At 55.8% G+C, this 13,031-nt stretch carries 11 protein-coding genes and 1 other annotated feature; of the genes, 8 read left to right on the forward strand and 3 right to left on the reverse strand.

The annotated features are described in order from the left end of the window. The first annotated feature begins 89 nt into the window (after positions 1 to 89). Positions 90 to 569, forward strand: a complete 480-nt coding sequence (locus tag WMW72_RS17705) for a DivIVA domain-containing protein (RefSeq protein WP_341416857.1) — start codon at positions 90 to 92, stop codon at positions 567 to 569. A gap of 57 nt (positions 570 to 626) precedes the next feature. Next, positions 627 to 890: a binding site (T-box leader), on the forward strand. A 50-nt stretch (positions 891 to 940) separates the two neighbouring features. Further along, entirely contained in the window at positions 941 to 3,715 is a 2,775-nt protein-coding gene (gene ileS / locus WMW72_RS17710) for an isoleucine--tRNA ligase (protein WP_341416858.1), read from the forward strand. An 85-nt stretch (positions 3,716 to 3,800) separates the two neighbouring features. Here the strand turns inward: ileS and WMW72_RS17715 are convergent, their stop codons facing one another. Next, positions 3,801 to 4,562: a TraR/DksA C4-type zinc finger protein gene (locus WMW72_RS17715; RefSeq protein ID WP_341416859.1), complete on the reverse strand. Its 762-nt coding sequence runs from the start codon at positions 4,560 to 4,562 to the stop codon at positions 3,801 to 3,803. A gap of 139 nt (positions 4,563 to 4,701) precedes the next feature. Here WMW72_RS17715 and lspA point away from each other — a divergent pair, with 139 nt between their 5' ends. The 3 genes from lspA to WMW72_RS17730 are packed head-to-tail and all read left to right on the forward strand — an operon-like array spanning position 4,702 to position 7,388. Beyond that, positions 4,702 to 5,241, forward strand: coding sequence for a signal peptidase II (gene lspA, locus WMW72_RS17720; RefSeq protein ID WP_341416860.1), 540 nt, complete (start codon positions 4,702 to 4,704; stop codon positions 5,239 to 5,241). Further along, a complete protein-coding gene (locus WMW72_RS17725) occupies positions 5,238 to 6,203 on the forward strand; it encodes an RluA family pseudouridine synthase (protein ID WP_341416861.1) in 966 nt (321 codons plus the stop codon). The genes lspA and WMW72_RS17725 overlap by 4 nt, the downstream gene beginning before the upstream one ends. A gap of 15 nt (positions 6,204 to 6,218) precedes the next feature. Continuing rightward, positions 6,219 to 7,388, forward strand: a complete 1,170-nt coding sequence (locus WMW72_RS17730; RefSeq protein WP_423227562.1) for an aminotransferase A — start codon at positions 6,219 to 6,221, stop codon at positions 7,386 to 7,388. A 146-nt stretch (positions 7,389 to 7,534) separates the two neighbouring features. On the opposite strand, the gene WMW72_RS17735 is transcribed toward WMW72_RS17730, so the two are convergent. Together WMW72_RS17735 and dapD are read right to left on the reverse strand one after the other, a co-directional pair. Then, positions 7,535 to 8,689: an N-acetyldiaminopimelate deacetylase gene (locus WMW72_RS17735; RefSeq protein ID WP_341416862.1), complete on the reverse strand. Its 1,155-nt coding sequence runs from the start codon at positions 8,687 to 8,689 to the stop codon at positions 7,535 to 7,537. Between the two features lie 164 nt (positions 8,690 to 8,853). Next, on the reverse strand, positions 8,854 to 9,570 hold the full coding sequence (dapD, locus tag WMW72_RS17740; RefSeq protein ID WP_341416864.1) for a 2,3,4,5-tetrahydropyridine-2,6-dicarboxylate N-acetyltransferase: 717 nt from the start codon (positions 9,568 to 9,570) through the stop codon (positions 8,854 to 8,856). 557 nt (positions 9,571 to 10,127) lie between these two features. Here dapD and pyrR point away from each other — a divergent pair. The 3 genes from pyrR to WMW72_RS17755 all read left to right on the forward strand — a co-directional run bounded on the left by pyrR (position 10,128) and on the right by WMW72_RS17755 (position 12,959). Continuing rightward, entirely contained in the window at positions 10,128 to 10,703 is a 576-nt protein-coding gene (gene pyrR / locus WMW72_RS17745; protein ID WP_341416865.1) for a bifunctional pyr operon transcriptional regulator/uracil phosphoribosyltransferase PyrR, read from the forward strand. Further along, entirely contained in the window at positions 10,700 to 11,605 is a 906-nt protein-coding gene (locus WMW72_RS17750) for an aspartate carbamoyltransferase catalytic subunit (protein ID WP_341416866.1), read from the forward strand. The genes pyrR and WMW72_RS17750 overlap by 4 nt, the downstream gene beginning before the upstream one ends. Before the next feature lie 70 nt (positions 11,606 to 11,675). Then, a complete protein-coding gene (locus WMW72_RS17755) occupies positions 11,676 to 12,959 on the forward strand; it encodes a dihydroorotase (RefSeq protein ID WP_341416867.1) in 1,284 nt (427 codons plus the stop codon). Positions 12,960 to 13,031: the final 72 nt, after the last annotated feature.

A 13,031-nucleotide genomic window follows, 5' to 3' on the forward strand; every position in this document is an offset into this window, starting at 1 on the left:
GGATTATGCTGGCAACTGTCGAATATAGCAGTACGCATGGATGCCGAATTGTCCGGGCCTAGCTTGTCAAATTTGCAGGAGGTGCAACAATGGCTTTAACACCGCTCGATATACATAACAAAGAGTTCAGTCGCTCGTTCCGCGGGTATGACGAGGATCAGGTCAACGAGTTCCTGGATCAGGTGATCAAGGACTATGAAGCGTTGATCCGTGAGAACAAAGAGCTGCAAAATCAGCTTGTGACGATTCAAGAGCGGCTGGATCATTTTGCAAACATCGAGGAAACACTGAGCAAGACGATTATCGTGGCTCAGGAGGCGGCCGATGAACTGAAGCTGAACTCCAAGAAGGAAGCGCAGCTTATTATAAAGGAAGCGGAGAAGAATGCCGACCGCATCATCAATGAATCCCTCTCCAAGTCCCGCAAGGTGTCCGTGGAGATTGAAGAATTGAAGAAGCAGGCGTCTATCTACCGTACCCGCTTCCGCACGCTGATCGAGGCGCAGCTGGAGCTGCTTAGCAAGGAAGACTGGAATTCGCTCGAACGGACTGAAATCGAGCAACCGTAAGGGGCGAAGTTGACGATACGCGGATTTTTGGATATACTCCTGTATGAGTTGGAATAATCGAAAGCGATGACTGGGACGAGTACTTGGCGTCCGGCCGATGCAAGCGAACCGGGGGCTGGTGGGAGCCCGGACTTCGGCAGCCAAGGAATATCACCCAGGAGCGTCTCTTGAACCGGAATGGAAGTAGAGAGCATCGGGTGATCCCGTTATCGATCGCCAAGCGAAGACGTGAAGCAAGCATGCAGAGGTGTCTATGTCACCTCGTCATGCCTAGGCCTGCGTCTTAATCAGGGTGGTACCGCGAGACTTCTCGTCCCTTTGGGATGTGAGGTCTTTTTTTGTTGAACCTTAGTAAGGAGTGAAAAGAAGCGATGTCAAACGTAGATTATGGAAAAACGCTCAACCTGCTTCAAACGGAGTTTCCGATGCGCGGGAATTTGCCTCAGGCGGAGCCCAAGCTGCAGCAGCATTGGGATGAGGTGGATATGTACAAGCTGGTCCAGGAGAGCCGCCGGGGCAAGCCTAAATTTATCCTGCACGACGGTCCTCCGTATGCCAACGGAGATATCCATATCGGTCACGCACTGAACAAAGTACTGAAGGACATTATCGTACGCTTCAAGACCATGCAGGGCTATGATGCTCCTTACGTACCGGGTTGGGATACACACGGTTTGCCGATTGAGCAGGCCATCGCCAACGGCGGGAAGGTCGACCGCAAGAAGATGAGCGTGACAGAGTTCCGCGATTACTGCAAGGAATATGCGCTGGAGTGGGTCGAGAAGCAGAAGAAGCAATTCCGCCGTCTCGGCATCCGCGGCGATTGGGACAATCCGTATGTGACGCTCCAGCCGAAGTACGAAGCGCAGCAAATCCGCGTGTTCGGCGGCATGGTGAATAAAGGCTACATCTACAAAGGCTTAAAGCCTGTTTACTGGTCCCCTTCCTCGGAGAGCGCACTTGCCGAAGCGGAGATCGAGTACAAGGACAAGACTTCGACGTCCATCTATGTAGCGTTCCAGGTACAGGATGGGAAGGGTAAGCTGCCGGAGGATGCGTCAATCGTAATCTGGACGACCACGCCGTGGACGCTGCCTGCGAACCTGGGGATCAGTTTGCATCCGGACTTCGACTATGTGCTTGTGGAAGCGGCAGGACGGAAGTTCGTGCTGGCCCAAGGACTGCTGGAAGCGGCAACCAAGGAAATCGGCTGGCCCGACGTGAAGGTGCTCTCGACCTATAAAGGAAGCGAGCTGGAGCATGTGCTGTGCAAGCATCCGCTGTATGACCGCACCTCGCTTGTAATGGTAGGAGAGCATGTAACGCTTGAAGCCGGTACGGGCTGCGTTCACACGGCCCCTGGCCACGGGGAAGACGACTTTGCCATCGGCCAGAAGTATAACCTCGGCGTCCTGTGTCCGGTGGACGATCAAGGACATTTCACCGCAGAGGCTCCGGGCTTCGAAGGCATGTTCTACGAGAAAGGCAATAAGCTGATCACGGACATGCTTCAGGAGAGCGGCCACGTGCTCCAAGCTACGACGATCCAGCATCAGTATCCGCACGACTGGCGGACGAAGAAACCGGTCATTTACCGGGCGACCGAGCAGTGGTTCGCCTCGATCGATAAATTCCGCCAGGAGATGCTGGATGAGATCAAACGGATCAATTGGACGCCGGAATGGGGCGAGATCCGTCTGCACAATATGATTGCCGAGCGCGGCGACTGGTGCATTTCCCGTCAGCGTGCCTGGGGCGTGCCGATCCCGATCTTCTACTGCCGCAGCTGCAATGAGCCGCTCGTGAACGAAGCGACGATCGAGCATGTAGCGGGTATCTTCGAAGCCGAGGGCTCGAACGCTTGGTTCGAGCGTGACGAGAAGGAGCTGCTGCCGTCCGGAACGGTATGTTCCTGCGGACATGATCATTTCCGTAAGGAAACGGATATTATGGATGTCTGGTTCGACTCCGGCTCCAGCCATGTAGCTGTGCTGGAATCGCGTGAGGAGCTGCAATGGCCGGCCGATCTGTACCTGGAAGGCTCGGACCAATACCGCGGCTGGTATAATTCGTCGCTGATCACGGGTGTCGCCGTCAAAGGAAGCTCTCCTTATAATGGCATCCTCAGCCACGGATTCACGCTCGACGGTGAAGGACGGAAGATGTCCAAGTCGCTTGGTAACACGATTGACCCGAATCAGGTATGCGACAAGCTGGGTGCCGATATTCTCCGTCTATGGGTATCGTCGACGGACTTCCAGGCGGATCAGCGCATCTCGGATAACATCCTGACGCAGACATCGGAGGGCTACCGGAAAATCCGCAATACGCTGCGCTTCCTGTTGGGCAATCTCTCCGACTTTAATCCGGCAGTTGACCGCGTAGCAGTGTCGGAGCTTAGCGAGCTTGACCGCTTCGCACTGATCCGGCTTCACCGGATGACAGATAAGGTCATCCAGGCTTATGACAAGTATGAATTCCATGTCGTGTATCAGGCGATCCATCACTTCTGCGCCGTAGAGCTGAGCGCGTTCTATCTGGATATCCTGAAGGATCGCCTGTATGCCAGCGCAGCGAACGATCCGGGCCGGAAAGCAGCGCAAACCGTATTGTATGACACGCTTACGGCAATAACTAAGCTGATTGCGCCTATTCTGCCGCATACGGCGGATGAAGTGTGGAAGTATATTCCGGGCGTGGAGCTGTCCACTGTGCAGGTGGCTTACTTGCCGGAGGTGGATGCTTCCTTGTTCGACAAGGAGCTGGAGGAGAAGTGGGAGAAATTTAGCTACCTCCGCGACGATGTGCTGAAAGCACTGGAGGAAGCACGTAAGAGCAAGCTGATCGGCAACTCGCTGAGCGCCGCGGTACATCTGTATCCGAATGGGGAAGCAGCCAAGCTGTTGTCCGGCTTCGACCGTCTGGATCTTCTGTTCATCGTTTCCGAGGTAGTCGTTCATCCAGCAGGCGATGCCGCTCCTGAGGATGCGACAGCGTTCAAGGAGTTAAGCGTCCGCATCGCGGTCGCAGGCGGCGAGAAGTGCGAGCGCTGCTGGATCGTGACTCCGGAAGTGGGCCAAGACGAGGAGCATCCTACGCTCTGCAAACGCTGCGCGAGTGTGATCCAGGCAGGCGCCGCGGTATAAGGATCTAAGCTACACCGGATTGAATAAGGGCCGATTGCGGCCCTTACTCCGGTTATCCACTTTCATTTACCCACGGTTGAACGGCTTAATCATAGCTGTCCTCCAGCGTTGTGTCGGGCTCAAGCAGCCCGTCGCCTTCTCCGTTCTGCATATAATCATGATAGGCGCGGTTGCGAACGACGGAGACATGCTGTCCGTACAGGTCGGTAGCGAGGAAGCTTTCGAAGGGTTCCACGTAGCCGTCCTGTTCGTCGGCCTCGATCTCCATCTGGCCGTAGCCGGAGGAAACGTTAGGATTCTCCGCCATCGCGGGCGAATTGGAGGAGCCCCAGCTTTCGACGATCTGCCAGGCGTCTTCGCCGTCAAATCGGTTCTGTTCAGTCCGCTCGTCGAGACTGGTCCGGCCGAAAGGCGGGGACAGCAGCTTCTCTTCAACGGGCCGGCGCTCTGATTCGTGCGGATCAGGCACATGCTCCACACAATACGCGGCCGTCGGCAGCGCCTGCAGGCGCTCGAAGGAAATCTGCTCGCCGCAAGTCAGGCAGCGCCCGTATTCCCCATTGTCCATACGGGATAATGCAGCGTTGATATCGGTGAGATGGCGTTCTGCATTTTCGAGCAGAGCAACATCCTTGCCCCGCTCGAAGGTTTCGCTGCCGAGATCGGCAGGGTGGTTGTCATAGGCTGACAACTCACCAGTGCCGTCACGCAGGGAGTTATCCAGACCGTGATGTCCGTTTTCGGACAGGTGCTCTTCCAGCCAGAGTCCCTCTTGCTGAAGCTGCTGCTTGATTTCATGAAGCTGAGATTCGGTCAAGCCGCTCGACCGGGATGGTTCAAGGGACATGTTCATCGCCTCCTTGGCGTGAGTGCTTTGTTGTCTTGTTCATGCTATGCCATATCATCTTGTAGTGTAAGCGGAGGGGTAATTTTTTAGCTAGGTAAATCCTTGTAGGTACGTTCAGAGGCGATAAGGGGCTGTGACCATGAAATTTCTCAAATATTATATCATCGCGTTCGTCGTGCTCGTGCTGGATCAAGTTACCAAATGGGTTATTGTCAACCGGCTCATGCTCAATGAATCCCGTTCGGTTATCGGAGAATTCTTCCAGATCACTTCGCACCGGAATAAGGGTGCCGCATTTGGCATTTTGCAAAATCAACGATGGTTTTTCATCGTCATTACGATTGCGGTCGTTGTTGGCATCGTCTGGTACTTGAAGAAAACCATCGATGAAGGCAAGCGGCTGCTTCCTCTTGCACTGGGCTTGCTGCTCGGAGGAGCTGTCGGCAATTTCGTAGATCGTGCCCTGTTCGGCGAGGTCGTTGATTTTCTGCAATTTAATTTCGAGTTCAACTTCCTTAACCCACCGGTCTATTACACGTTCCCAATCTTTAACCTCGCAGACTCGGCCATCGTGGTCGGGGTTGCCTTGATTTTCCTGGATGCGCTGATCAGCTGGCGCCGCGAGGCCAAGGAGAATGCCAAATCATCGAATCAAGAAGGCGGGGATGTACAGCCGTGAGTCAGACAGAAGAAGAACAGGTTCCCACTGCAACAGAATGGGAGCAGCGCCAGGAATGGACAGTCGAGGAACATGACGCCGGGGAGCGCATCGATAAATTTCTAACGGAAGCGCTCGAAGAGGATACATCCCGTACCCAGGTGCAGCAATGGATCAAGGACGGCTGCGCTACGGTGGACGGACGGACGGTCAAGCCCAATTATAAGCTGAATGCCGGAGAAGTGCTTTCCCTGCTCATTCCCGAGCCGAAGGAACTGGAGGTTGTAGCTGAGCCGATCCCGCTTGATGTGGTTTACGAGGACTCTGATCTCATCGTGGTCAACAAGCCCCGCGGTCTGGTGGTTCACCCCGCGGTAGGGCATTATAACGGCACGTTGGTCAACGGCTTGCTGTATCATTGCAAGGATCTGTCGGGGATCAATGGCGTCATGCGTCCCGGAATTGTGCATCGCATCGATAAGGATACCTCAGGGCTGCTGATGGCGGCCAAGAATGATCTGGCTCATGGCGGCCTCGCTGCGCAGCTCAAGGCGCACACGGTAAACCGCAAGTACATCGCACTGGTTCACGGCAATGTGCCTCATGATAACGGTACGATCGATGCGCCAATCGGGCGGGATCCGAAGGAACGTAAGCTTTACACCGTAACAGAGCGCAACAGCAAGCATGCTGTGACCCACTTCCTCGTGCTGGAGCGCTTCGGAGACTACACGCTGCTGGAGCTCAAGCTGGAAACGGGCAGAACGCATCAGATCCGTGTGCATATGAAGTTTATCGGGCACCCGCTGGTTGGAGATCCGGCTTATGGACCTTCCAAGAGCAAGGGAGTCGTCATGGAAGGGCAGGCGCTTCACGCGGCTGTGCTCGGATTCGATCACCCGAGGACGAATGAATATCTGGAGTTCGAAGCACCGGTTCCCGAAGATATGCGCCGGTTGATCGATGTACTCAAATTGCGATAAGGACGGAGTCAAGGGATGGAGCAGCTGGAAAACCTCATTAACCCCCGCGTCAAGGAAATTGAAATATCCGGTATCCGGAAAATTTCGAATCTGGTCGCCAAGTATCCGGGAGCCATCACACTGACGATCGGGCAGCCGGATTTCCCGACGCCGGAGCATATCTTGCAAGCCGGGCAGCAGGCGATCGCGGCGAACAAAACGACGTATACGCCCAATGCAGGCTTGCCTGAGCTTCGTGAAGCTATCGCAGGCTTCGTGCGCAGCAAATATAGTCTGCACTATGCCGCGTCTGACGAGATCATCGTGACCGCCGGAGCGAGCCAGGCGCTGGACATTACGCTGCGGACGCTGCTCACCGAGGGCAGCGAGGTGATATTGCCAGGGCCGATCTATCCGGGCTACGAGCCGCTCGTCCGTCTGTGCGGCGGGGTGCCGGTCTATGTCGATACGTCGGCGAACGGCTTCAAGCTGACGGCCGAGCTGCTTGCCCCTCATCTGACGGACAAGACGCGCTGCGTCGTGCTTTGCTATCCTTCCAACCCGACAGGCCGTGTGTTGTCTGCTGAGGAGCAGGATGAGATCGGGCGGCTGCTGGCTGGCCGGGATCTGTTCGTCATTTCAGATGAAATCTATAGTGAATTGATCTATGATTGCACTCATCGTTCGTTTGCAACCGTGCCGGGTATGCGGGAGAAGACGGTCGTGATCAACGGCTTGTCCAAGTCCCATGCGATGACCGGCTGGCGGATCGGCTTTACGCTGGCGCCTGCGTATCTGTCCAAGCATATGGTGAAGGTGCATCAATACAATGTCACCTGCGCCAGCTCGATCAGCCAATACGCAGCCGTTGAGGCCTTGACGCACGGCATCGACGATGCGCTGCCGATGAAGGAAGAATACCGCCGCCGCCGGGATTATACGTATGACCGTCTGATCGCGATGGGCTTCGAGCTGGACAAGCCGGAGGGGGCTTTCTACTTGTTCCCGTCGATCGGGCGCTTCGGGCTTCCGTCGATGGAATTCGCGATGAGGCTGCTGGATGAGCATCTTGTCGCTGTTGTTCCGGGTGATGCATTCTCGACTTTCGGTGAAGGCTATATTCGCTTGTCTTACGCGTATGCGATGGATGTTCTCGAAGAGGGGCTGGATCGGCTCGAGGCGTTCGTGAGGAAGCTGGAAGCTTAATGCAAGGAATGTGCGTGAACAATGAAAAAGCCGCTGAAGAGCGGCTTTTTTGCTGTATCTAGGGTTACGGATCGGACGCAGGCAGGAGAAAAAGCGTGGAGCGTAGGTGGGACGCTTCCGCGCTTTGCGCTTTCTTCAGGCTCAGCCTACTGCTCCGACCGCCAGGTCAAGTAGCGGGTCATGACGCCGATCGCGACGTCAATCGCGCCCTCATCCGGCTCCAGCTTGGCATGATGCAGACCGTAAGGCGTGTTGACGCCCAGCCAGAACATGAAGCCGGGAATGGCCTCGAGGAAATAGCCGAAGTCCTCACCGGTCATTGCTTCGGTGCATTCATGCAGCGTGACGCCGTGCGAGCCTTGTGTTTCGCGGAGCCAAGCCATGAATTCGCCTGTAACCCTTTCCTCATTATACACCTGTCTGTAATTGGAGCCGTAATCGATCTCGGCCCGGCAGCCAAAGGAAGTCTCGATGCCGCTGACGACAGCTTCAAGCCGCGACTTGACGAGATCCATCGTACCGGCGGATAGCGTGCGGATCGTGCCTTCGAGCCGGGCGCGCTCGGCGATAATATTTTGCTTGGTGCCGCCGTCGATTTTGCCGATGGTGATGACAGCCGAATCCAGCGGATTGACGTTGCGGGATATGATCGTCTGCAATTGTCCGACAAGCTGGCAGGCCGCGATAACCATATCATTGGCGTTATGAGGGAAAGCCGCGTGTCCGCCCTTGCCGATCAGGTCGATAAACAGCTCGGAGGTGTTGGCGAACAGAATGCCGGGCTTGACGGCAATCGTTCCGACCGGATATTCCGGCGCAATATGCAGAGCGAAGATTTCGTCAGGACGCAAGTCCTGGAACTCTTCGCTTTGAAGCATGGGAAGCGCCCCGCCCGGACCTTCCTCAGCCGGCTGGAAGATGAAGGTTAGATCGTCGCCGATTGGATGCTCGGCAAAGTGGGTCAGCACTCCGAGCCCGATGCTCATATGAAGGTCATGTCCGCAGGCATGCATGAGCCCGGGGTGGGTCGATTGAAAGTCATAACCCGTATCCTCCTGGATCGGGAGGGCATCGATATCCGCGCGGTAGCCGAAGCGGCGGCGGGGAGCGGGCGAAGTGCCCTTGACATTAACGAATATGCCCGTGCGCCAGGTCCGGACCTCCAGACGTTCCTGAGGGAGGGAGGCGATATAATCGAGCAGATAGGCCTGCGTCTTGAATTCCTGGAAGCCCAGCTCGGGAATCTGGTGCAGCTCACGGCGCACCTTGACGAAACGGCCGGGTGATGGGTTGACGGTCATGCTAGGACTCAGCCTCCTTGGATACGTATAGCCGCCGGATGAGATGCAGCACTCTAAGTGTATATGGCTTCCGGCTGGACCAGCAGTGTGCAAACGTGCAAAACGTGCAAAGGAAAACCCGGCGCTACAAAGCACCGGGTTCCGTGAAGCTTCCTGGCCCGATCTTACAGGGTGCGCAGGTCTTTCAAAATTTCGGTTTTCGACTTGGTCTTGTCGTCGACCTTCTTGATAACGCGTGCTGGAGTTCCGGCAACGACGCTGAAAGCAGGTACATCTTCAACAACGACTGCGCCAGCAGCTACGACGGAGCCTTCGCCAACGCGTACGCCTTCGAGGATAACGGCATTAGCGCCAACCAGTACGTCGTCTTCGATCACAACAGGCTGTGCCGAAGGCGGCTCGATGACACCGGCCAGTACGGCGCCTGCGCCGATGTGGCACATTTTGCCGACTTTCACGCGTCCGCCGACCACAGCGCCCATGTCAATCATCGTGCCTTCGCCAATGGTAACGCCGATGTTGATGACAGCACCCATCATGATGATGGCGTTGTCGCCGATGCCAACCATATCGCGGATGACCGCGCCCGGCTCGATGCGGGCATTGATGCCCTTCAGGTCCAGCAATGGAATGGCGGAGTTGCGGCGGTCGTTCTCTACCACATAATCCTCGATTTTAGCGCCTTGCTCGTCCAGGACAGCCTTGATATCCGTCCACTCACCGAACAATACGCCGCTTTTGCCAGAGACGAAAGCCTGAATGCCGTCGCCGAAGGCGATGCTTTCCAGGTCGCTTCCTTTAACATATACCTTCACAGGTGTTTTCTTCTTGCTTGTTTTAATGAGATTGATAACCTCTTCAGTATTCATCTCGATCGACATAATAGTAAAATTCACTCCTTCAGTTAAGTTCCCGCCTGCGGACAGGCGAAAGACGAACTACATCTTTTATAGCATAATCGACAGGTTCTAGCAATGTTTGTGCCGAGCTATCTTGGGGATGCAGTAGATGTAGCAGAAAAGGAGGAATCCGGGTGCTTTCTGTTGTCCATGGTATACAGGTCTACGGGAGGAATGGTTACGGACGAATCTAAAGGAGGAAATGACTAATGGAAGCGCGACGATTCATGCTGTTAGCTCATGGAAGCTTTTCTAGTCGGATGACAAGGATCTTATTCGACAACTATTGACATTCTGCAGTCTACGTGGGATAATGCTGGTAACTGAAAAGCACCTTTAAATACAGTCCCGTGAGACTGACAAGGTGATCGACGAATCGAACGGTCCAGGACCGGATCGCTTCCGACAGGTGAGTCCTGCCGGAAGTTTTCTGACGGACATGTTCTTTTTCCGCGCACACAACCTTGTCTATACGGCAAGGTTTTTTTCTTGCCGCATGGACCGAAACAAGCAAGAGCGGTGAGGAGGGTCTGAGATCTATGCAGCAAACGGATCACGTCCTGATGGATGAAACAGCGATTCGCAGGGCGCTCACGAGAATCGCCCATGAAATACTAGAACGCAACAAGGGCTTCGAGGATTGCATCCTCGTAGGGATACGTACCCGGGGAATCTACCTGGCCCGGCGGATAGCCGACAGGATTCACGAGATCGAAGAGGCGACCGTGCTCGTCGGGGAAGTGGATGTCACAAAGTATCGCGATGACCGCACGGTTTCACTGGAGACGGTAGGCGCACTTGGCGGAGTGGCTGAAGCTGACCAGGTTCAGGAAGAACTGGCTGTGCATAATAAGAAAATCATTCTGGTTGACGATGTGCTCTACACAGGAAGGACCGTGCGTGCCGCCATGGATGCGCTGATCGACCTAGGCAGGCCGCAAATGATCCAGCTGGCGGTGCTTGTCGACCGGGGGCACCGGGAACTGCCGATCCGGCCCGACTATGTCGGCAAAAATGTTCCGACCTCGCGGATGGAAAGCATTGAGGTGCAGCTCACGGAATCGGACGAAACGGATCAAGTGTTGATCACAGGACAGAGGAGGCCAAGCGAATGACACAGCTACTTCAATCCAGCAAGCACTTGCTCGGTACGAAAGGCTTGAGCGAGAGCGAACTGATCTCGATCTTGGATCGGGCGGCTTATTGGGAGCAATATCCGGTCAAGGTTACGGGCCACCTGCAAGGCAGGTTCGTCGCTAACATGTTCTTCGAAAACAGCACGCGAACGCGATTTTCCTTCGAGGTCGCCGAGAAACGTCTCGGCGCCGAAGTTCTGAACTTCGCGGCTGCGGTATCCAGTGTGCAGAAGGGCGAGTCGATCTACGACACGGTGCGGACACTGGAGTCGATGGGCATCGACGCGGGCGTCATCCGCATGAAGCCGAACGGATTGCTCCAGGAGCTAGCCTCCAAAATCAAGGTGCCTCTGATCAATGCAGGGGATGGCAACAGCGAGCATCCAACCCAGGCTTTGCTCGATCTGTATACGATGCGCAAGCAGTTCGGGGAATTTAAGGGGCTGAAGGTAGCTATCATCGGTGACATCCAGCATAGCCGCGTAGCCCGATCGAACCTGTGGGCGCTGCAAACGCTCGGTGCTCAGGTAAGCTTCTGCGCACCGCCGACGATGCGGGCCGAAGAACTGGCCGAGCATGCTCCTTATGTGACGATGGACCAGGCTCTTCAATCGGACGTAGTCATGATGCTGCGGGTGCAATTGGAACGCCACGAGGGTACGGTGTTCGGATCGCCGGAGGAATACCGGGCGGCTTACGGTCTGACGGCAGAGCGAGCTTCGAAGATGGCGCCGCATGCGATCATCATGCACCCGGCTCCATTCAATCGCAATGTCGAGATTGACGATGAGCTGGTCGAATGCGAGAAGTCGAGAATCTTCGAACAGATGAGCCACGGTGTTCCGATCCGGATGGCTGTGATCGAGCGAGCCTTGAGTTAGGAAGGAACCGACTACACAAGATAAGCGGTACTAGACGCTTCCACTATATACAGCTAACTGGAGGTTACTAATGGGCATTTGGATATTGAACGCCAGCGTTGTCGGCACAGGCAATGAACGGGCGGCTAAGCATGTACTGGTCGAAGGCCAGATTGTAGCGCGCATTCTGGACGGTGGAGCAGCGATTCCCGATACGACAGGCCACACGGTAATCGACGCTGCAGGAAAGCTGCTAACGCCGGGACTGATCGACATGCACGTGCATCTGCGGGAGCCGGGGTTCGAGCATAAAGAAACGATCGCCACCGGAACCCGTTCGGCTGCGCAGGGTGGATTCACAACGATCGCCTGCATGCCGAATACAAGACCGGTTATCGATACCGTCGAGACGGTGAAGTACGTTCTGGATAAAGCCGAGACGGAGGGCGTTGTCCGCGTATTGCCTTACGGATGTATCACGAAAGGCGAACTTGGCCGAGAGCTTACCGACTTTGATGCGCTGAAGGAAGCCGGCGTTATCGGCTATACCGATGACGGCGTCGGCGTGCAGAGCGCACAGATGATGAAAGATGCAATGGCCAAGGCTGCCTCGATCGGAATGCCGATCATCGCGCACTGCGAGGACAATACACTGGTCGAAGGCGCAGCCTTTTCGGAAGGCGCATTTGCCCGCAAGCATGGCTTGAAGGGGATTCCGAACGAGTCGGAAGCGATCCATGTCGGCCGCGATATCCTGCTGTCGGAAGCAACAGGCGTCCACTATCATGTGTGCCATGTGAGCACCGAGCAGTCGGTACGCCTGATTCGTCAGGCCAAGCAGATCGGCATCAAGGTTACCGCCGAGGTTTGCCCGCATCACCTGCTGCTGTCCGACGAGGACATCCCGGGCATGGACGCGAATTGGAAAATGAACCCTCCGCTGCGCACGCCGCGCGATGTACAAGCCTGCATCGAGGGGCTGCTGGATGGCACGATCGATATTGTCGTCACCGACCATGCTCCTCATAGCGAGGAAGAGAAGGCGAGGGGCGTGCAGCTGGCACCGTTCGGTATCGTCGGCTTTGAGACGGCCTTCCCACTGCTCTACACGAAGTTTGTCGCAACGGGCGCATGGACGCTGGAGTTTCTGGTCGACAAGATGACGAAGCTTCCGGCTGAGGTGTTCGGACTTCCATGGGGCACGATCGCCGAAGGCAAGCCGGCGGACCTGACCTTGATCGACTTGGAGACGGAGCGCGAGGTCGATCCGGCATCGTTCGCTTCCAAGGGCCGCAACACGCCGTTCACAGGCTGGAAGCTGCAAGGCTGGCCTACCCTGACGATGGTGGACGGCAAGGTCGTCTACAACGCGTAAGTTAAGCGGATAAGCTGCGGAGGACCCGACACCAGGCGGACCTTCGCGATCAAGATAGCTAGACCATTTACA

Source organism: Paenibacillus filicis, assembly GCF_038070315.1.
In the GTDB taxonomy this organism is placed as follows: domain Bacteria; phylum Bacillota; class Bacilli; order Paenibacillales; family NBRC-103111; genus Paenibacillus_G; species Paenibacillus_G filicis.

Excerpts from the sequence above, each read along its gene's own strand:
- pyrR (WP_341416865.1), top strand. The coding sequence starts at position 10,128 with ATGCAGCAAACGGATCACGTCCTGATGGATGAAACAGCGATTCGCAGG.
- WMW72_RS17735 (WP_341416862.1), bottom strand. The coding sequence starts at position 8,689 with ATGACCGTCAACCCATCACCCGGCCGTTTCGTCAAGGTGCGCCGTGAG.
- WMW72_RS17705 (WP_341416857.1), top strand. The coding sequence starts at position 90 with ATGGCTTTAACACCGCTCGATATACATAACAAAGAGTTCAGTCGCTCG.
- WMW72_RS17755 (WP_341416867.1), top strand. The coding sequence starts at position 11,676 with ATGGGCATTTGGATATTGAACGCCAGCGTTGTCGGCACAGGCAATGAA.
- lspA (WP_341416860.1), top strand. The coding sequence starts at position 4,702 with ATGAAATTTCTCAAATATTATATCATCGCGTTCGTCGTGCTCGTGCTG.
- dapD (WP_341416864.1), bottom strand. The coding sequence starts at position 9,570 with ATGTCGATCGAGATGAATACTGAAGAGGTTATCAATCTCATTAAAACA.
- WMW72_RS17750 (WP_341416866.1), top strand. The coding sequence starts at position 10,700 with ATGACACAGCTACTTCAATCCAGCAAGCACTTGCTCGGTACGAAAGGC.
- ileS (WP_341416858.1), top strand. The coding sequence starts at position 941 with ATGTCAAACGTAGATTATGGAAAAACGCTCAACCTGCTTCAAACGGAG.
- WMW72_RS17730 (WP_423227562.1), top strand. The coding sequence starts at position 6,219 with ATGGAGCAGCTGGAAAACCTCATTAACCCCCGCGTCAAGGAAATTGAA.
- WMW72_RS17715 (WP_341416859.1), bottom strand. The coding sequence starts at position 4,562 with ATGTCCCTTGAACCATCCCGGTCGAGCGGCTTGACCGAATCTCAGCTT.